Source organism: Actinobaculum suis (genome assembly GCF_900618115.1).
Classification (GTDB): Bacteria; Actinomycetota; Actinomycetes; order Actinomycetales; family Actinomycetaceae; genus Actinobaculum; species Actinobaculum suis.
Window position 1 is genome coordinate 54,527 of record NZ_UYIO01000001.1, and the last position, 19,691, is coordinate 74,217.

At 58.7% G+C, this 19,691-nt stretch carries 13 protein-coding genes; 3 read left to right on the forward strand and 10 right to left on the reverse strand.

Annotated elements, in window-relative coordinates; translation table 11 throughout:
* Positions 1–85: 85 nt before the first annotated feature.
* Positions 86–2,101 carry a glycoside hydrolase family 3 protein gene (locus H8274_RS00260; protein WP_185933522.1) on the reverse strand — a complete coding sequence of 672 codons (2,016 nt, stop codon included), beginning with the start codon at positions 2,099–2,101 and terminating at the stop codon, positions 86–88.
* A gap of 435 nt (positions 2,102–2,536) precedes the next feature.
* A complete protein-coding gene (dnaB, locus tag H8274_RS00265; protein WP_049619565.1) occupies positions 2,537–3,883 on the reverse strand; it encodes a replicative DNA helicase in 1,347 nt (448 codons plus the stop codon).
* Between the two features lie 844 nt (positions 3,884–4,727).
* Here dnaB and H8274_RS00270 point away from each other — a divergent pair.
* Positions 4,728–6,086, forward strand: coding sequence for an MATE family efflux transporter (locus tag H8274_RS00270; protein WP_185933523.1), 1,359 nt, complete (start codon positions 4,728–4,730; stop codon positions 6,084–6,086).
* A 269-nt stretch (positions 6,087–6,355) separates the two neighbouring features.
* On the opposite strand, the gene rplI is transcribed toward H8274_RS00270, so the two are convergent.
* The 8 genes from rplI to H8274_RS09540 all read right to left on the reverse strand — a co-directional run bounded on the left by rplI (position 6,356) and on the right by H8274_RS09540 (position 15,610).
* The gene (rplI, locus tag H8274_RS00275) at positions 6,356–6,814 is read right to left on the reverse strand and encodes a 50S ribosomal protein L9 (RefSeq protein WP_049620223.1); all 459 of its coding nucleotides are present in this window, start codon (positions 6,812–6,814) and stop codon (positions 6,356–6,358) included.
* A 12-nt stretch (positions 6,815–6,826) separates the two neighbouring features.
* Positions 6,827–7,066 carry a 30S ribosomal protein S18 gene (rpsR, locus tag H8274_RS00280; RefSeq protein WP_049620224.1) on the reverse strand — a complete coding sequence of 80 codons (240 nt, stop codon included), beginning with the start codon at positions 7,064–7,066 and terminating at the stop codon, positions 6,827–6,829.
* A 130-nt stretch (positions 7,067–7,196) separates the two neighbouring features.
* Positions 7,197–7,802, reverse strand: a complete 606-nt coding sequence (locus tag H8274_RS00285; RefSeq protein WP_049620225.1) for a single-stranded DNA-binding protein — start codon at positions 7,800–7,802, stop codon at positions 7,197–7,199.
* A gap of 21 nt (positions 7,803–7,823) precedes the next feature.
* Entirely contained in the window at positions 7,824–8,117 is a 294-nt protein-coding gene (rpsF, locus tag H8274_RS00290) for a 30S ribosomal protein S6 (protein WP_049620226.1), read from the reverse strand.
* Positions 8,118–8,310: 193 nt separating this feature from the next.
* Complete coding sequence (locus H8274_RS00295) at positions 8,311–10,641, reverse strand: transglycosylase domain-containing protein (RefSeq protein ID WP_185933524.1); 2,331 nt, start codon at positions 10,639–10,641, stop codon at positions 8,311–8,313.
* Positions 10,642–10,653: 12 nt separating this feature from the next.
* Positions 10,654–12,126 carry an AI-2E family transporter gene (locus tag H8274_RS00300; protein WP_244924478.1) on the reverse strand — a complete coding sequence of 491 codons (1,473 nt, stop codon included), beginning with the start codon at positions 12,124–12,126 and terminating at the stop codon, positions 10,654–10,656.
* Positions 12,127–12,485: 359 nt separating this feature from the next.
* A complete protein-coding gene (locus tag H8274_RS00305) occupies positions 12,486–13,841 on the reverse strand; it encodes an MFS transporter (protein WP_185933525.1) in 1,356 nt (451 codons plus the stop codon).
* Positions 13,838–15,610 carry a tRNA nucleotidyltransferase/poly(A) polymerase-related protein gene (locus tag H8274_RS09540; protein WP_221884744.1) on the reverse strand — a complete coding sequence of 591 codons (1,773 nt, stop codon included), beginning with the start codon at positions 15,608–15,610 and terminating at the stop codon, positions 13,838–13,840. Before H8274_RS09540 ends, H8274_RS00305 begins: the two co-directional genes overlap by 4 nt.
* A gap of 375 nt (positions 15,611–15,985) precedes the next feature.
* Here H8274_RS09540 and H8274_RS00320 point away from each other — a divergent pair, with 375 nt between their 5' ends.
* Positions 15,986–16,525 carry an NUDIX hydrolase gene (locus H8274_RS00320; RefSeq protein WP_185933526.1) on the forward strand — a complete coding sequence of 180 codons (540 nt, stop codon included), beginning with the start codon at positions 15,986–15,988 and terminating at the stop codon, positions 16,523–16,525.
* Positions 16,526–16,573: 48 nt separating this feature from the next.
* Complete coding sequence (locus H8274_RS00325) at positions 16,574–19,603, forward strand: DUF6049 family protein (RefSeq protein ID WP_185933527.1); 3,030 nt, start codon at positions 16,574–16,576, stop codon at positions 19,601–19,603.
* Positions 19,604–19,691 lie beyond the last annotated feature (88 nt).

The window sequence follows — 19,691 nt, forward strand, 5'->3', positions numbered from 1 at the left end:
TGCGAGTGCGGGCATTCCGCCGGCAGGGGTAATCCGGCCGGCGGAAAGTGAGCCACCCGCGAGATAAACACGAGATGCGGAAGGGCTAGAATCTCTGCCCGTACCCGCAGGTGTAGCGATTCCCGGCACTATCTACATAGGCGTAGGAATCACTGAGATATTTACCGGGCACATCGCGCGGCGAACTATCCACCGCGGCGCTGGAAGCGGGAACCGAGAAAGGCAAAACTCCCTTCGGTCCGCCGTCTTCCCCGGCAAGGGAACGGAGCAGTTGCTCCGGTTGGATTTCGAAAGTGCCGACGACGGCCGCGGCGTCCTTCTCCACTTCGCCAATCACCCACGGGTTCGTGAAATTGACGGCCAAAATGGTGGGGACGGTGTTTTCAATCCGTCGGACCTCTTCCACATCCACCCCGTTGGGGGCGAGTTCTACCGAAAGGGAAACTCCCGGCTTATCGTCCTCAAACAGGGAAATTTCTGGGCGTGCCCAAACCAGCGCGATATCGGCCGCTTCTGGGCTATCAACCAGTTCGGCGCCCACCCACACTTTCCGCACGGCTGCTTCCAGCTTGGTTTGTACGGCGTCGATCTTGGTACGCCCGGTGGCGTACACGTAAACCTTCGCGGGGGCGGCTACGTTCAGGGGAAGTATCGGGCCGGTGCGCAGGAGCGTCACTGAATCACGCTGTTGCTTTTCACCCAGCTGCCAGAACTCGCTATTGCCAACCACCGCGGCGGCGCGATCTTCGTCCACATACGGGTTTTCGAACAATCCGAGTTCGAAAATTTCGCGCAAAGTGCGGGTAACGGCGCGAGTTAGATACTTTTCTTCAAGCAGCCCTTCCCGGCAGGCGGTAATTAGTTGCGCGGGGTCAGACATATCGGAGAAGAGGTCGACGCCGGCGCGCACGGCGCGGGCAAAGCGTTCGGGTTCGCTCAGCTCTTCCACACCCCAGGGCATGGCGTCGATAACGCCCGAATCGGAATTGATATAGCCGCGCAGGCCCATCTTTTCGCGCAACAGCTTTTGCAGAATCTGCTCGCTGTAGGCAAAGGCAACTTCATCGAACTGCTCGGTTTCGCTCATCCACGATTCGCGCGGGAGCTGGGCAGCCGATGTGTTTACCGGTTTGGCGTAGTACGGCATGATCGAGGAAACCCTGGCGTCGATGGCCGCTTGGAAGGGTGGCAAATGATAGGTAGCCAGCGAGTTTTCCGTGGGGTATTCGTTTACTTGCCCCCATTCGAAGTGCGGGTCATGGCCTTCATCGCGCACGCCCCCACCCGGGAAGTGTTTGATCGTGGTGGCCACGGATTCTTCCGAAAGCTGTTCGCCTTGCATGCCGCGTACTACCGCCCGCGTGTAAGCGGTGACGATAGCAACGTCTTCCCCGAAGGTGCCATTGAAGCGTGACCAGCGCGGTTCGGAAGGCGTATCGGCCATATACCCGTAAAGCTTGTGGATACCGGCCGCACGCCATTCGCGGGCCGCTTCCCGGCCAAACTTTTCCACCAGTTCCGGATCGCGCAAGGCGGCCAAGCCTAGCTCGTTCGAGAACTCGGCGAAGATCCCGGCCGATTCATTAACCCCAAATTGGGCTACCAAAGCCACGTGATTGCGCGGGTTAGAAGCAAAAACAACCGGAATGCCGAGCCGCGAATTCTCCGCTACTTCCTGGACGGCATTCGTCCAGATAGCTAGATCGCGCGCCGGCGGATTGTCCCGCACAATGAAGAAATGCTGGTGGCGCTCATTGATAGCTTTTTCGGTTGAGGAAGCTACGAGTACCGGTTCGGGGTAAGGGATCCCCGTGATCGGATGGCTTTCCCGGTAGACGTCGGTATCCGCGAGGATTTTGCCCGGTTCTGGATCAGGCCGGAAAGTGGAGTATCCCGGATAGTGGGAGCCAATAATCATCAAGCCGGCTTTTTCTTCCATGGTGAGCCGGGAAGCAAGATCTGCGGCGCGCTCCGCGGCGGGAAGACGCCAATCTTCGTACGGAGAAAGCTTGCCATCACCATCCAAATCTCGGAACCTGAGGCCATCTTCCTCAATAAAACGCCCGGTTCGAGAACCCAGGCGCGGTTGGGGGTGAACCATATACATCTCCTCCTCGTCTCCATTGACAACTACCGATTAGTTTATAATGCGAGACGTGCCACAAATCGGGATTCCGCGCCGCAGTTTTTTCCGATCCATTTTCTTTGTCAGCACTTTTACACATGCCGGTTTTGCACTGAAAAATTGAAGTTGTGCCATGCGGCTATTTCCGCTGAAATCTAGCGGTTCAGGGCCGCCGCTCTAAAAATTTTTACAGGGCGTTTACCGTGAAATTGCCAGATAATTTGAATCGGTGAATTATTTCACGTGCGGAAACGGTAGTTTCACATTGTAAAACGGGTGGCGGTAGTCAGAAACGAGTAGCGGTAGTTAACTGCCGGCCGCGATGGCGCCTTTGCGGGGCCTTGCGGCGCCTTTGTGGTGTCCAAACGGCTGGGGCCGATAGTCACCGGAAGGATCCGGCGCCCAGGCCGCCTATTCCGCAAGGTTGGCAAAGCGGGCGAAGTGCCCCTGGAAAGCGACTTCCACAGAACCGGTGGGGCCGGAACGCTGCTTGCCAATAATGATCTCTGCCAGGCCGGCCTTTTCCGAATCCTGGTTGTACATATCTTCGCGGTGGATGAGGAGAACGACGTCCGCGTCTTGTTCAAGCGAACCGGATTCGCGCAGGTCGGAAACCTGCGGGCGCTTATCGTTACGTTTTTCCGAATCGCGGTTGAGCTGCGCGACGGCGACTATCGGCAATTCGAGTTCTTTGGCCAAGAGTTTAATCGAGCGGGAGAACTCGGAAACTTCCTGCTGGCGTGATTCCGGGATGCGGCCTCCGGACGAAAGCAGCTGCAAGTAGTCGATCACGATCATTTGAATATCGTATTGCTGCTTGAGCCGGCGCGATTTGGCGCGAATCTCCCCCAAGGTGAGATTCGGTGAATCGTCGATCACGAGCGGAGCGGAAGAAATTCGGTCCAGTGTTTCACCCACGCGCTTCCAGTCTTCGTCCGTCATTTCGCCTTTAATCATGCGGTCTTGGAATACGGAAGATTCGGCAGAAAGTAGGCGCATGGAAAGTTCGGTGCGGTTCATTTCCAGGGAGAAATAGACTACCGCCTTGCCTTCCCGGATGGCGGCCTGCCGGCAAAAGTCGAGGGCCAGCGTGGATTTACCGGCACCGGGGCGGGCGGCCACAATAATCATCTGACCTTCCCGCAAACCATTGAGCCGGCTATCCAAATCGGCAAACCCGGTAGAAATCCCTTCGATTTCGCCGGAACGTTGCGCATTGCGTTCTAGCTCTTCAAACAGGCCGGGCACGATCTCCGAAAGCATCGAATATTCCACGGACTGGCGGTTTTGCCCCAGCGAAAACACTTCCGACTGGGCCATATTGAGCAGGCCTTCCACATCCGCGCCGTCGGTGGTGTAACCCAGCTGGGCGATACGCGTCCCAACTTCCACGAGTCCTCGGAGCTGGGCTTGTTCGCGCACGATGTGTGCATAGTAGGCGGTATTAGCCGCCGTCGGCACGGAAGCGACCAGGGTGTGCACATACGGTAAGCCCCCGATACGTTCGAGTTCGCCCTGCCGTTTCAGCTCCGCACCCACCGTTACCGCATCGGCCGGTTCTCCGCGCCCGAACAGTTCCATAATGGTGGAGAAAATGGTGGCATTCGCCGGCTTGTAGAAATCCTCTACCGCCAGAATTTCGACGACGTCCGCAATCGCGTCCTTGGAAAGCATCATGCCTCCCAGGACGGACTGTTCTGCTTCTAGATTCTGCGGCGGCCGCCGCTCAAAACTCGTATTTGCCGCGTTCACGCTCACCTATTTACACTCCCCCACATTGCCGATCCGTGCTTTCCGCGCCAGCCGACGCCCTGCTTTCACGCGGGCGCACGCCTACGTTCCCGCTTTCACGCGAGCACACGACTACGTTTCCACTTCCGCGCGGGCGCACGCCTACTTTTCTTTCCTTTGCGGGCTAGTGCGCCCTTTCCGCGCGGGCACCCGGCGTCGAAATACCAGCCACCGCACTACCTTATGTGTGGCACTCGGAAAGAATCGAGGTTATTTGTTCTTTCTGGACGAGCACCACGTTTCTGCGGTCCCTCTTCGACCCTTAGTGAAAAACCCGGCAAAGCGCAAGTTAACTGCAACTAAGGAATGTGGAAACACGCCGCACCTCCTGTGCACAACCTGTGGATATCGAATAAAAGATCGGCAATACTATCCACACTTTTCCACTTCTCTATCCACACCTGTGCAAAACTCCGAGAAAATGGCGTCATGTCGTCCCCAGTTTTATCCACAGCTGTGGATTCTCTCCACAGGTTTACACCACGTGATACCTCTCACTTCAGCGTTTCCTCAAGTTAGATTTCCGCAGTTTGGTGCGGAAATCTTGTAATCTTCAAACTTCTTTCGGATCATTTTGCACAATAACCAACTGTTTTTGCCTGCTGCTGCGCGCTGATTTTGCCCGCTACGCCAACCGGGCCACCGCCCATACCGTTTTGTTCCACCGCCCGAGCATCCGCCCGCCACCAAACCGCCACCAACTCCAACCAGCCCGCCACCAAACCGCCACCAACCCGTCACCAACTCCAACCAGCCCACACGGTTCATTGCCGCCATATCCCTTTTTAGGACGGCTTGATAGCCTAAGCCAGTGCACAGCAAAAACCACGACCTAGAGAATAAAAGAACGCAGAATCGACTCATTGATAGGGAGATTTGGCGTTTGGCGATTCCGGCTTTGGGCTCGCTTCTGGCCGAACCGCTTTTGACGGCCACTGATTCGGTAATGGTCGGGCATTTGGGAACCCAAGCGCTAGCGGGGCTTTCCCTTTCTTCCACGATCCTGCTCACCTTGGTGGGGCTTTGCATTTTCCTTGCCTATGCGACCACCGCGGCAACCGCGCGTTACGTGGGTGCCGGGAAGATGGGCCGCGCGCTACGGCACGGGATCGACGGGTTGTGGCTGGGCGGAGGGCTTGGAATCATCCTTGCCTTGGTGCTTTTTGCTGGCGCGCCCCAGGTGCTCACCCTTTTTGGAGCTAGCCCAGAAATTGTGGAAAGCGGCTCTGGCTATTTACGTTTTGCGGCTCTCGGTTTACCGGGCATGCTCATCAATCTGGCAGCCACGGGAACAATCCGCGGGCTTGGTGACACCACGACGCCTTTCAAAGTTTCCTTGGTGGGCACCTTTGTTAATATCCCGCTCAACTACCTCTTTATTTACCCGGTCGGATGGGGGCTGGTAGGAGCCGCCGTCGGCACCGCACTCGCGCAGACCCTCATGGGGGTCTGGCTGGGAGGCGTGGTAGCACGCAAGGCACGCGAGAACGCGGTGAATCTAGGCCCGCGCGGGTCCGGGGTGCTTACCGCACTTCGCGATTCCGTACCGCTCATCGTGCGCACCATCGTGTTGCGCGTTGCCGTCATTTTGCAAATCGCCGCCGCCACTCGGCTGGGCACGGAAGCACTGGCCGCCAACCAAGTAACAATGACGGTGTGGAATTTCGCGATCTACGGGCTCGACGCGCTAGCCATGGCCGCGCAAATCCTAGTTGGCCAAGCCCTCGGGGAAGGAAATGAGCGGCGCGTGCGCCAAGTGTTGGGCCGGTGCTTGTACCGCGGGATTACCGTAGGAGTTGTGGTGGGCGCCGTGCTCGCCGCCTGTTCGCCTTTCCTGCCCCGCCTGATGAGTAGCGACCCGGAAGTTTTGCACCTGGCCTTACTTTCGCTGATCATTATGGGAGTTGCTTCGCCCCTGGCTTCCATTGCCTACATTATCGACGGCGTTCTAATCGGGGCCGGTGATACTCGGGCCTTGGCTTATCTCATGTGCCTCAGCTTGCTCGCCTACGCCCCGGCGGCTCTCGCCGTCCTCTACTGGGGTAGCGGGCCGTCTGGCTTTGCTTGGTTGTGGATCGGCTACGGTGTTATCTTCCACGGGGCCCGCGCCCTCACCACCTGGCTACGTGCCCGCTCCAGCGCCTGGATCCGGCTCGGCGCGGATTCCTAAACGCAGCAGCTTACTTCCGCGGGCCAAGCCTTCGTCATGTAAATAGCAATGGCTCGGTGCAGCTAGTAATGGTGGATCTTCATGCAGGTAGTAATGGTGGATCTTCATGCAGGTAGTAATGGTGGATCTTCATGCAGGTAGTAATGGTGGATCTTCATGCAGGTAGTAATGGTGGATCTTTGTACAGATAGCAATGGTGGGCGCTTCCTAACACACATTGGTTAGGAAGCGCCCACCATTTTCTTGCTATCGCTTTCTAGCTATAGCGCTTACTTGCCTTTGCTGGCAGAAACGACTTCGATCTCCAGATCAGCAACTACATCATCGGCGATCTTGACGCGTGCCTTGTGCTGGCCTACCGACTTGATCGGCTTTGCCAAGTGGATCCAGCGGCGGTCTACCGGCTTGCCCGTCTTCTCCGTTGCAGCTTCCGCAATATCGCGGGTGGAAACCGCACCGAAGAGGCGGCCAGATTCCCCAGCATTCTTTTCGATCCGCAGCGGTTCAGCAACAAGAGCATCGCGCAGGGCATGTGCCTGCTCGAGGTCCGTGATTGCCCGCCGGCGGCGAGCTTCCGCCATCTGATCGATCTGCCGCTGTGCACCCTTGGTCCACGGCGTGGCATAGCCCTGCGGAATGAGGTAGTTACGGCCGTAGCCGGGCTTTACCTCAACCACATCCCCCGCCTGGCCGAGGCGGTCAACATCATGAGTCAAAATGATCTTCATTTGTTTCCCTCCTTAGCGAGCGCTCGAAGTGTAGGGAAGAAGCGCCATTTCCCGGGCATTCTTGATTGCCCGTGCCAACTTGCGCTGTTCCTGAACGGTCACACCGGTCACGCGCCGCGCGCGGATCTTGCCGCGGTCAGAAATGAACTTACGCAGCGTAGCGGTGTCTTTATAGTCAATGTTTTGTACCTTCGGAGCCTTGTGGAATTCGTTCTTACGACGAATCGGCTTCCGAACCTGGCGCCTTGCCATAATGTCTCCTCATCGTGGCGGGCACTAATATGCCCTGCCTAAGAATATTGATATGTGCCTGCGGTTCTAGCCTCTTACCGGTGTAGCAATAAAAGCTTCACGCGGGATCTAAAGCGGGTTTAGAACGGGTTTAGAACGGCGGCATGTCGTCGAAAGCAGAGCCTCCCTGCGGGGGCTGACCCCACGGATCAGCGGGCGAACCGCCTTGCGGGGCGTTATAAGTAGCCTGGTTCTGGCCGCCTTGCTGGCCGTAACCCTGCTGCCCAAAACCGCCGCGGGCTTGCCCACCGCCTTGGCCACCCTGGCCGCCTTGCTGGCTGCCACCAAAGTTTTGGCCGCTATATCCGCCGCCGAAACCGCCCGAACCACCACCGGTGGTCCGTTGCACTTGAGCTTTTGCCCAGCGCAAAGACGGTCCGATTTCGTCTACCTGCATTTCCAAAGATTCGCGCTGCTCACCCGTATTAGAGGTGTAACGGCTTACGGTCAGACGCCCGGTTACGAGTACTCGCATGCCCTTGCTTAGCGATTCGGCACAATTTTCTGCCATATCGCGCCAGGCCGAGCAGCGAACAAACATCGGTTCGCCGTCTTCCCACTCATTGGTCTGCTGGTTGCGCTTCCGCGGCGTCGAAGCAACGGTGAAGCTCGCTACGGGCACACCGGCACCCGTAAAACGCAGCTCCGGATCCGCCGTCAAATTGCCGACGAGTGTCAGAATTGGTTCGTTTGCCATTGGTGTACCTTCCGGTTTGTCTTACTTTTCGTCCCGGCGCAGCAACTTGGTGCGCAGTACGTCTTCCCGGAGCGCGAGCTGCCGGTCCAGTTCCTGCACGGTTGCGGGCTTCGCCTTGATTTCGAGGACGATGTAAATACCTTCCTCGTGCTTCTGAATCGGATAGGCCAACTTACGACGGCCCCACACATCAATCTTCTCGAGCGTGCCACCCTCATCGGGTATTACCTTGAACCACTTCTCGGAGTTGTTCTTGATATTGCGCTCGTCCACGTTGGTGGGATCGAGGATGATCATCATCTCGTATTCACGCATCTATTACCCACCTCCTCTGGTCTCATGCGGCCACGGTACTTCCGTGGCAGGAGGGTTATGCGAATTTAGTGCCAGCCTGCCGGCACCTAACCGGAAAACTATCACTAGCGTTCCATCCTAGCCTTATCGAGGAAGGTATCGCTACGTGATTTTCACGAAAGCTAGCCGCTCCGCGTGGAGCTCTCCCGGCTCGCTAGTGGGCACTGTTATTGCCAGGCGGATTGCCTGGAACCGGATAGCCCGGTTCCGGGTTGGCCGGGGCAGGCGGATCTGCTGGTGCGGAGGGTCGGGGCCGTTCCGGCTGTTGCGGTTGCTGCGGCCGTTGCGGTTCAGGCCGGGCCGGCTGTTGTGGCTCGGCCGGAGCCGGCGGCTGCCCGGGCCGTTCTGGAGCCTCATGCTTGCCATCATCGGCACCCGGCGCGGCCGGCCGCTCCGGTTCGGGAGCCTGGGGAACTTCCGGCTCCGGGCTTTCTTCTGGCTGCGCGCTCGGAGCTTCGATTATCTGCGGTTGCTCTTCCTCAATGCGGTCAGTATCCGGCGTGCGGCCCGCAATCGGCCCCGGCTTGGCAAAGTCCATTACTTCCATGCCGTCGATGGCCTTCGTCATGTAGTCCATCCACATGTCCACCGGGAAGTTATTACCACCAATACCCCACCAGTATTTACCGAAGGGAGTGAGCACTTCTTCTTCCCCATTGGGGCCGATTTGATACATATTGATCGTGGTAATCATCTGCGGGGTATAGCCGATGTACCAGGCAGACCACGGGCCGGAAGAAGTACCGGTTTTCCCGGCTACCGGGCGGCCCAGTTTCGCCACCTTTTCCGCGGTACCACCCGGCCGCGCGGTAGCTTGCAAGATCCAGTTCATATTGTCGGCAATATTTTCGTCGATTTTCCGCTCCCCCTTGGTGGGGGTGGTGTATACGACCTTGCCGTGCGAATCGCGTACTTCCCGCACGATATGCAAGGGCACGTACATGCCGCGGTTAGCCCAGGTGGCATAGGCCTGGGTCATATCAATCGACCGCGGCGAAGCCGAACCGAGCACATTCGTCAACGAGTCATCCAAACCCGGAGTGTTTTCGGGCAGGCCTGCTTGCACTGCCGCCCGGGCCGTATTTGCCGGCCCGATTTTCTGGTTGAGCTGCACAAAATAGGTATTGATGGAGTGCTGGGTACCCGTGAGCATATTGACTCGGCCGCGAGAGACGCCGTCGTAATTCTGGACCTTGATATTGCCGATCTCCAGGGGTGTACGGGAATCGAAATACGTATTTTGCGGCGAATAATCCTGTTCCAAAGCCGCGAGCAAGGTGAAGGGCTTGAAAGTAGACCCAGCCTGCGCGCGATCTTGCGTTACCGCATTACGTTGCCGTTTCTGATAATCCGCACCCCCGTACATGGCGTAGATTTCGCCATTGCGCGGATCGGCGGAAAGGATCCCCACGTAGTTATTTTCCGGCCGGTCATCCGGCAGGTTGTTGACGGTATCTATCGCGGCCTGCTGTTTTTTGGCGTCGATCGTGGTGATGATGTGGAAACCACCTTGGCGTAGCTCTTCATCGGTGAATTTCCCGGTAGCAATCAGCTCTTTCTGGGCCTGATCGAGGAGGTAACCGGAAGGTCCCGAAAAATCACTCGCCGTTTTCGGCGCAATGGTTTCCGGCATTTTTGCGGCCGCCGCCTGCGCCTCCGTAATGTACTTATCGTCAACCATGCGGCGAATTACGCGGTCAAAACGAACTTCTGCTTGGTCCGGATTGATAGCTGGATCCCAGGCGGAAGGCGCCGGAATGATCGCGGTAAGCAGGGCGGCCTGGTCCAAAGTCAGATCAGCCGCTTTCACCCCGAAATATCTTTCCGCGGCGGCTTGGATACCGTAGGCGCCCCGCCCGAAGTAAATCGTATTCAGGTAGTTTTCGAGGATTTCTTGTTTGGTGAGGTGATTATCCACTTTGACGGCGAGCACGGCCTCCCGCAGCTTGCCCAGATAATCCGTGGTTTGGCCCAGGTAGTAGTTTTCCACATACTGCTGGGTCAAAGTGGAACCGCCTTGCCGTGCCCCGCCGCGCAGGTTATTAATCGCGGCACGCGCGATCCCGCCCAGATCAATCCCGTTATTCGTGTAGAAAGTACGGTCTTCGGAAGCGACTACCGCATTACCCACATAATCCGGGAGCGTATCGAGGGAAACCGCGGTGCGATCGTAATCGTAAATGGCCCCCATTTCTTCTTCACCATCTTCGTAGTAGACGGTGGTTCTTTGGGCGGCGGCGATCTGTTCCGGTTTCGGAATGTCTAACAGCATATACAGGGTTACAAAAGCCACGATAATCGCGACGACGCCGATCAGCAGGCAACCGAGTAGGAAGCGCCACGAAGGGAGCCACCGGCGGATCGGCCCGAGCCCGCGGCGCGGGTAATTCCACCGAAAGCCTTTGCGGCCAGATTGGCGCCCTCTACGGGAACCGCCACCTGCTTGCTTGACTTGTTGTTTCCTGTAATGCTGCTTTTTTGCCATGTGTGTAGGTATCTACTTCCTGCTGGCTCGCCGTTTCGCTCGCGAGAGGCGGCTCGCGGAACGACTCGAGTTCACGGATAGTCTGGAAGAGAGTCTAGACCGGGATTCTTGTAAAGGCTGGAAAGGTATAAATACTTCCGCCTCACTTTCCGGTTCATATATGCCGCGTTCTTCCTTCATTTTTGCTTCCTTTTCGGGGATGAGGAAGGAATCAAGCCAGCGACTCTTGGGGGAAGAATCCACCAAAAGTGCCTTGAAGAAGAGCGTGAGCGGAACAGCCAAAATAGAACCGAGCGGGCCTACCACTACCGTCCAGAAGAGCAAGGAAATGAAGGTGACCGTGGGGGAAAGTCCCACCGCTTCCCCGGTGAATTTAGGCTGAATGATTCCTTGAATCACCACGTTGATCAAAGTGAAGATCACGATCACCCAAATAGCGGTAGCCAAGCCGCTATCTACCAGGCCCATCAGCGCTGGCGGGATCACACCGATGATGAAACCGATATTCGGAATGTAATTGGTGATAAAGGTCCACAGTGCCCAGGCCAGCGGCATCGGCACGTCTAGCACCAGGAGCACGAAGTAGTTAATTACCGAAACTCCCAGACCGAAGGCGGTGGCTACCAACCAGTACTGGCGCACGCGGCCTTCGAAGGAAGCGATCGCGCGGTAGAAATCAGAATCGTGATTCTCAAGAATTCGGCTGCGCGATTGCAGCTGGATCGTGTCGATCGTTAAGAACAGCACGCATAGGGCCAGCACCCCAATAAGCGCACCAGTTGACATTATGGAACCGGCTGCTCGCTGGATCCAGGAAATAATCGTGCCTACATCGAACTGCTTGGAAAGCTGCTGAGTTATTTCTTCCGTGGAAAAGCCCCGCTGTTCCGCAAAGTTCATAACATCGTGGAAAAGCTGGGTGAATTTATCCGAATACCGCATGATCGTATCCGGCAGCCCGGCCAGCGACCACGCCACCAGGCCCACCACGGCCCCCAAGAACACGATGAGTACCAAAATAGTTACCGTGGCGGAAAGGAATCCCGGCACCTGGTGTGCCATTAGCCAGCGGTGGATCGGGCGCACGGTCAGCACCAAAGTAAGGGCGAAGAACAGCGGGGCGAAGAAATCCTGAATCATATACAGGCCCGCACATCCCACGGTTATCAAGGCAACGACCAACAAAATTTTGAGCCCGATCGGGGCTTCCCCAGCCGGTGTAAAACCAGCGGTTACCGTAGCGGAGCTAGTTGTGGAGGGGTTGTTCGTGGCGGCGCGAGTTTCCGCGGGGGTATTTTTCTCCGCCCTGGTGGTTTGTGTGTTCCCAGCTGGTTGCGCCGGTTGCGTAGGTTGCGCCGGTTGCGCCGCAGTTCCTTGGCCGGTTGCCGTTTCCGTGGTTCCTGCTTCTCGCCCTTGCTCTTGGGTGGCTGCCTTGATTTTCAGTTCCTTATCGCGAGGGAGGTCTCCCGGCCCCATACGCACCATATTGTGTTTCCGTTCTTTTGTTATGCCTTGGGTAAAGGTCCTCGGTCTACGGTTGGTGGCCACTTGCATGGCGGCCACCGGCAAGTTGTCAGTTGCACCGGCTATTCTCACCCGGTCTGGCCTGCGGCGCCGGCACCGAAATATCATTTTCGGCCCGTTCCGCCCCTCAGACGCGGAGCTTCGGCACCAGCATAAAGGTGCTAGCTGTGGAAATACATAACGACGCCGCAGGGCAAACTCGAGGAGTACACCACTTTATCGGGAGGCTGGCCACTTTAGTGCCAAGCCGCGGCTTTAGTGGCCGGCTGCTTATTTCTATTTAGCCGGCTACCTATTTCTTTTAATAGCCGGCCGCTATTTTACTGGCTGGCCACCGCGCGGACGGGCGCTGGATCTGTACTTTCGCTTGTGGCTTCTTCGGGTAGTACCGGCCGGGGCTGGCCGCCCAGGCGGCGCGTTTCGAAACTGTATAGCGCGGCTACTGCCCACACGAACACAATGAGGCTGATCTGTACCGGCCGAGACCACCCAATATCGGGAAGTACGAGCACACAAACGCCAGCGGCCACACATTCGGCCAGGTTGAACAGAACGTCGTAAATCGAAAAAGCGCGGCCGCGGAAGCGGTCATGCGTATCGGCTTGCACAATAGTATCGACGGCGATTTTCGCGCCCTGTACCCCTACGCCAAAAATGAAAATCCCGGCCAGTACGATTACGTATTCACTACTCGCGGCAATCAGGATTTGCCCGGCGGTACCGCCCAGCAAGCAGCACACAATCCAAGTGGCGGGACGCATGCGTTCATGAGCGAGCGGCGTGAGCACAATAGAAAGGCCGTGGCCAGCCACCATTGCCCCCATGAGGGCCCCAAAACTGGCGATCCCCGCCGTAGCGTCGGCCGGGTCTGCATACAGGTTCCGGCCCGCCAAAATAATCGTGATGAGCTGCATGCCATAAACAAAACGGTGCAGGGACATCGTGGTCAAAGCGGCCGCGGGCGTACCGCGTTTCACCAGGTAGCGCACGCCTTCGCCCAGCTCGCGGGCCGCGGAAACCAGGGCTTTCCCAAACTTTTCCCGCACCGGTTTATCTGGCCCGAGTTCTTGGCGGCCCAGTCGCGAAGCCACCGCGGCCCCGCCGCAATACAGGGCAATAGCGGCGATGAGCGCACCAATTTGCTGGCCGGTTTCCGTGGGCAAAAAGAGGCGCAAAAGGAAACCGAGGACGGCACCTATCGCCGTCGCAGCTCCCCCTAAAGTGGGCACAATCGAATTGGCCACCAACAAACGCTCTTTGGATTCCACCACTTTGGGCAAACCTGCGGAAAGAGTGGAAAGCAGGATGCGGTTGATCCCAAGCGTGATGAGCGCGAGCAAATAAACCAGCCAGTCGATCTGCGCGAAGAGGACGCCGAGGATCGCCGCGGTTAGGCCGGCGCGCAAGATGTTACCCCAGAGCAGGATTTGCCGGCGCGGCCAGCGGTCAATGAAGGGGCCGGTGAACGGGCCGATTAGGGAAAATGGGAGCAACATGACCACTAGGGATAGAGCCACGGTGCCGACGTCGGAGGCGCGAGCCGGGTTGAAGAAGAAAAGGGAAGCGAGCCCCACTTGGAACATGCCGTCGCCGCATTGCGAAACGAGGCGCACGGAGAGCAGTTTCAGAAACCCCGGTGAGGTGGCCAGGGATTTCAGATCCGAGATTAGTTTCATGCTTGTTCCTGTTCTTCCCACCAGGCGCGCAAACGGCGTTCCGCTTCTTCCTTGCCGAGGGCACCTTCATCCAGGCGCAATCCCAACAAGTATTGGTAGGCCTTGCCCACTTGGCGGCCCGGGGCGATGCCAAGGATTTCCATGATCTCGTTACCGTCTAGATCCGGACGCACGGCGTCGAGCTCTTCGCGCCGGCGTAGTTCTACAATGCGGCGTTCTAGCTCATTATTGGCAGCATGTAGCTTGCGCACGCGCCGCTTATTTTGCGAAGTAATATCGGCGCGGATGAGCCGCAGGAGGCGGGAAAGTAGCGGGCCGGCGTCGCGCACGAAACGCCGCACCGCACTGTCGGTCCAATCGGCCTCCGCAAACCCGTAGGCGCGCAAGTGCAGTTCTACGAGGCGGGAAACGTCTTTGATGGTTTGTTTGTCGAAGCGGAGCTGTTTCATGCGGCGCGTGGTCATGCGGGCGCCGACGACGTCGTGGAACCGGAAGGTGACGGTGCCGTCCGCTTCGAATTTACGCGTGGCCGGTTTGCCCACATCGTGCATGAGCGCGGCGAAGCGCAAAACAAAATCTGGGCGGGCCACGGTGCCGATTTCTGCCCGGATCTCCGCCTGGCTCAACTCCGAAATCGGCCTCTCTGTACCGGCAGATGCGGGAGTGGAAGATGCAGGCCCGGCAGATGCGGGAGCAGCGGCATTCGTTTCGGCTGTACTCCCGGAAGCCGCGGATGCGGCGGGTTCAGAGGTAATGGGTTTGGAAGCAGCAGGCTCGGAAGTAGCGAGCTTGGAACCAGCGGACTGCGGCGGCGCGGCGGCGTCTTCTAAGGCAATCGCATTATCGAGGACCTGCAGGGAGTGTTCGTAAACATCTTTGTGGCGGCCGTGTTCATCGTGGGCGCCGCGCAGATTGGAAATTTCGGGGAGCACCACATCGGCTACGCCGGTATAGACCAGGAGTTCAATGCCGCGGCGGGGATGTTCGGCGATGATGAGCCGTTCGAGTTCTGCGCGGATGCGTTCTGCGGAAACGATTTCCAGCCGCGGAGCATAGTCCCGCATGGCTCGCATTACGTCTTCGGAAACGTCAAGGGAAAGCTGCGCCGCAAACCGGGCGGCGCGCATGATCCGCAGGGGGTCGTCGTCGAAAGATTGTGCCGCGGAAACCGGGGTATCCAGTTCGCCGCGCAGTAAAGCATCCAAGCCACCGCACGGATCTACGAGGGCGAGTTCGGGCAAACGCACCGCCATGGCATTGACGGTGAAGTCTCGGCGGGTTAGATCCCCTTCCAGGGTGTCTCCGAAATCGACGGCGGGTTTGCGCGAACCAATATCGTAGTGATCATTGCGATAGGTGGTGACTTCCACGGTAATATCGCCGCGCCGGGCGCCGATGGTCCCAAATTCGCGCCCAATATCCCAAGTGTTACCCCAGGTAGAAAGCAGTTTTTCGGTCTCTTGTGGGCGCGCCGAGGTGGTGAGATCAAAATCGTGGATGGGCAGGCCTAAAAAGGCGTCACGCACCGGGCCGCCCACGAGCGCTAACTCATGGCCGGCTTGCGTGAAAATATGCCCCAGTTCAGTAATTGCCGCGGGTAACGAAGCCAGGCGATGCTGCGCATTTACCAGCAACCGCGCCCGCTCATTCGCAAGACTATTTGCGGGCGGCGTTGTTGCTTGCGCCGGCGGCGTTCCCTTGGAGGCCGCGCCGTTTGCAACCCGTGCCGCGGGAGTACGCGGGGCTCCCGCTCCCCTTTTCTGTCCCATTTCTTTATCTTGACCGCTGCTCAGTGCCACCTCCTAAGACTGCCACATTCCCTTAGCCGCGCGCCGCACTCCGCGAGAAAACTCATGTGAAACGAGGGTTTGCCAGTGGTGAAACGTTGCGGAAACTAACGGGACTTTGCCCGCGGTGAAACGGTGGGAGAACTACAGGGAAGCTGCAAGATAACCACGCCGAACCCGCTAGGAAACCGGAACCGCGCCGGAACACTGGTCACGTCTGCCATTTTTGCGGGAAGTCTGGGAGAATGAAACCAGTTGAAGGGGCACCTTGCGCAGGGGCGGTGGCGCGGCTCGGCCGAACCGGGCGGCAAACATGTTCTACGCCGGGCGCCTAGGCCTGTTGATCAAGTGAAAGTTATGTTTGCATCTGCTCCGCTCCCGTCAGAGTTTGGCGGGCGTCGTTCGTGGCGGCGCGCGGCTGCGGCTCACCAAGCCGGGGCACGCCGGCACACTCAGCCCGTGGTGAATGAAACATCCGCGGGTGGAGTCGTCATTGCCGTCCATGAGGGGCGCGCTTATACCGCGGTAATTGCGCGGCGCAACCGCGGCGGCCGGCTCGAATGGTGTTTACCGAAGGGTCATTTGGAAGGCGACGAAACTCCCGAAGAAGCTGCCGTGCGAGAAATTGCGGAAGAAACCGGTATTACCGGCCGGGTTCTCCTCCACCTCGCCACCATCGACTACTGGTTTTCTGGTACCAACCATCGAGTTCACAAGGTTGTACACCATTTTCTTTTGGAAGCTATTTCCGGTTATCTCACGGTGGAAAACGATCCCGATCACGAGGCTGAAAAAGTGGAGTGGGTGCGGCTAGACCGCGTCTCTTCTCGCCTCGCCTATCCCAATGAGCGGCGGATCGTTGCTTCCGCCCGCTCGATCTTAGCTGGTGATGATTAGGTGCGCCGGGGAATTACGCGTAGATTTACACGCAAACTTGGCGCGACCATGTGTATCCTTGCCGCCACCTTCCAAGGAAGTTTGAGTCTCCTCGCTTCCCCGGAAGCTGCCGCCGCACGCACCGCTACCTCTACCGTTGCCACCGCAACCTCCGCTACTAGCGGGGCAAAGACGGCGTCGTTCCTGCCCTTGGATAATCCGGATACCGAGCACGCCACCGAGCTGGCGGTGCGGATAAGTTCCGTTGGGGAACCGATTTTGGCGCAAAAGGCGGATATTACGGTGACCGCCGAGGTGAAGAATACTTCCGCGAAACCGCTGCGGTTGGAGCATTTATCGCTTTATGCGGAGCGGAGCACTGCGGATACGCGGGAAGCAATTTTGGACTTTATGGGCGGAGCGCCGGCTTCGCTCGGTTTGCTCGCGGAAGAGGAACCTAAACAGGATTTAGCGCCCGGGCAAACGGCGAGTTTCACTTTGCGTTTGGACCGAAAATTCGTGAGTTGGGGCGAAGGTGCGCAGTGGGGGCCGCGCGGGATTCAGGTGACCGCGGAAGCCGGCGGAATCTCGGCAATGGACCGTTCCATGCTGATTATTGGGCCGGATCACGAGCTGGAGAAAGTGCCGGCGGGGATTGTTTTGCCACTAACTGTACGTCCGGAAAATATCGCTAATTTGCCTTCCGTGAGCGAAACCGTGCAACAGGAAGTGATTGCTAACTCGCGTAATGGGGGAAAGTCTCCCGCCAAGGGGGAGAAACCGGAAACTCCCGCGCCGCAAAGCGCTGAAACGCAAAGCGCTGAAACTGGCGCAAATGGCACCGGCACGGAAGGCGCTAACGGTACCGAAAATCAGTCCGGCGCTCCCGCGGATGCTAATAACGACGCCGGAGCGAGCGGGAATGGAACCGGCCCGGCCGCGCGAAATGACGCGGGGGCTCCTGGTGGGAATGAAGGTTCAGGCGGGAACGGAAACCCTGGCGCGAACGGGAACTCCGGCGGGAACGGAACTCCCGGCACGGACGCGAGCCCTAGCGCGAACGGGAACTCCGGCGGGAACGGAAACTCCAACGGGAACGGGACTCCCGGCACGAAGGGGACTGCGAGCCCCGGGCAAGAGGCGGGCAGTAATGGCACCGAGGGCGCTGGAAAGGACGCGGCACGCGGCGCTGCGAATGGCGAAAGGGGCCGGCTCGCCACTGATGCGCAACTTTCGGCCCTGGCTTTCTTGGACCGGCCCGGGGTGACCGTGGCTTTAGATCCACTATTGCGTTCGGATGTGCGTTTCACGCAGGCCCTGCAGGATATGGTGGGCCGGGGCTCGCTGGACTTTGTTTATCTTCCGGCTGGTGATGCGGATGTGGCGGCTTTCGCCCATTCGCCAAGCGGGCAGAACCTGCTGGGGGAAGCCGTGGCCCGCGCTATAAATCTTGCCACCGAGCAGGGGGGCGCTGGTACGGCGGGCACAACTAGGGCTGCTGGAACGGCGGAAACTCCAGCCGCGGAAACGCCAACCGGTCCGGAGGCGCCGACAGCTTCGGATACTCAAAACGCTACAGAAACCCCAAGCGCGCCGGCAGGTCCGCCTACTCCCCTGGGCTTGGTGGACTACGGCGCTGATGCGGCGAGCGTGGCCACGGCAGCAAGTGCCGGTTTGGGGCCGCTACTGGTACATTCCGGGGATATTACGACGACGAGCCGGACGATGCCCGGCGCTCCTATTTCGGTGGTGACCGGAGAAGGCCAAACCGTGCCGGCCCTCATGGTGGACGACGCAATCTCCCATGCTTTGGCCGGCCGCTTGTACAGCTACGACGCCGCGGGCGATGCCGCCGAAAACGGTGCTAACGGCACCGCGGAAACCGCTGCCGGAGGTACCGAAACCGCTGCTGGAGGTGCCGATGGAAGCGATGCCGGCGGCGCCGAAAGTGGCGAGGGCGGCGCCGAAGCCGGCGCAGGTGGCGAAGGCGGCGCCGAAAATAATGCCCCGGCGGGGGTAGGCGAGCTCGATGAGGTGGATTCACGCCAGGTCACGCTCGCGCTCTCCGCGCAAAGCTACCTGGAAAAGCCTGATTCTTCACGTAGCCAACTGCTGGCAGTAGATAGGGCCTGGTTGGATGCGGGAGCAGGTTATGTAAACGCCGAAACCGTGCGGAAAAATGCGGATGCTTTGTTAACCGCGCCGTGGATTACGGCGTCGTCGCCCGCACAACTAAATGCGGCAACCGAACGGACCACCGCGAATATGGCCGAAAAAAATATTGCCGCCGGGGAGGCGAACCCGCGAGAGCTGCGCAGCGCCGCAGAATCTATGCAGGACATTAGTTCGGTGGCGCGCATTACTTCCACTCCGAGCATGATCACTAACCCTTCTTGGGATCGGGCAATGTTGAGCGCCGGAGCTTCCCTGCGCGCACGGCCAGACGTACGCGCAGACTTGGTTGCGGGGCTGGAGGAAACCGCGAATTGGCTACAGGACGCGGTTTCAATCCAAGCTTCCTCTACCATTAACGTAATTTCCGAAACGACGGAGTTGCCGGTGCATGTGCGCAATGATCTGCCCATGCCGATTGGGGTGGTGGTGCGGCTCAGCGCGCCCGATTACCGCATCGTCCCGAAAGAGGAGGTTGCGGCCACTATTCCCGCGGCTTCGACGACGACGGTGAGCGTGCCGATCCGTGCCTCTGGCTCCGGAAATATTGTGCTGTCTGCGGTGGTGACCGATCCACCCGGGCAGGTAACTTCGGCCGTGCAGACGATTCGCGTCCGCGTGCGGGCCGGGTGGGAAACCGCGGGCACCACGATCGCAGCGATCATTTTCGGACTGGTGCTAATTACTGGTTTGGTGCGGTCCGTGCATCGTGGCCGCCGTTCCCGTGCGGTGGCACCCGGTGAACATATGCAAAACGTGAAACAAGATCGGCAACGCCGGCGCAAAGCGCGCGCTAAACATGCCGGCAAGCACGGCGAGAAAGGCGCGGAGGCTGCCGCTACGGCGGAGGCGGGTGCGCGCTGGCCCGGGCCGGGTTGTAGTAATACTGCTGGTAGTGTGGCGGAAAGCGGAAAGGATCCGGATTAGGAAAGCCGGCAAAGCCGCGAATAGCTATTTTCCGCGGCGGGATTGTTACAAATTGGCAAAGATCTCGCGTCTTCCGCTAATTCGGCAC

Excerpts from the sequence above, each read along its gene's own strand:
- H8274_RS00300 (WP_244924478.1), bottom strand. The coding sequence starts at position 12,126 with ATGGTGCGTATGGGGCCGGGAGACCTCCCTCGCGATAAGGAACTGAAA.
- H8274_RS00305 (WP_185933525.1), bottom strand. The coding sequence starts at position 13,841 with ATGAAACTAATCTCGGATCTGAAATCCCTGGCCACCTCACCGGGGTTT.
- H8274_RS00285 (WP_049620225.1), bottom strand. The coding sequence starts at position 7,802 with ATGGCAAACGAACCAATTCTGACACTCGTCGGCAATTTGACGGCGGAT.
- H8274_RS00325 (WP_185933527.1), top strand. The coding sequence starts at position 16,574 with ATGTGTATCCTTGCCGCCACCTTCCAAGGAAGTTTGAGTCTCCTCGCT.
- H8274_RS09540 (WP_221884744.1), bottom strand. The coding sequence starts at position 15,610 with ATGGGACAGAAAAGGGGAGCGGGAGCCCCGCGTACTCCCGCGGCACGG.
- H8274_RS00320 (WP_185933526.1), top strand. The coding sequence starts at position 15,986 with ATGTTTGCATCTGCTCCGCTCCCGTCAGAGTTTGGCGGGCGTCGTTCG.
- rplI (WP_049620223.1), bottom strand. The coding sequence starts at position 6,814 with ATGAAGATCATTTTGACTCATGATGTTGACCGCCTCGGCCAGGCGGGG.
- H8274_RS00295 (WP_185933524.1), bottom strand. The coding sequence starts at position 10,641 with ATGGCAAAAAAGCAGCATTACAGGAAACAACAAGTCAAGCAAGCAGGT.
- rpsF (WP_049620226.1), bottom strand. The coding sequence starts at position 8,117 with ATGCGTGAATACGAGATGATGATCATCCTCGATCCCACCAACGTGGAC.
- rpsR (WP_049620224.1), bottom strand. The coding sequence starts at position 7,066 with ATGGCAAGGCGCCAGGTTCGGAAGCCGATTCGTCGTAAGAACGAATTC.
- H8274_RS00260 (WP_185933522.1), bottom strand. The coding sequence starts at position 2,101 with ATGGTTCACCCCCAACCGCGCCTGGGTTCTCGAACCGGGCGTTTTATT.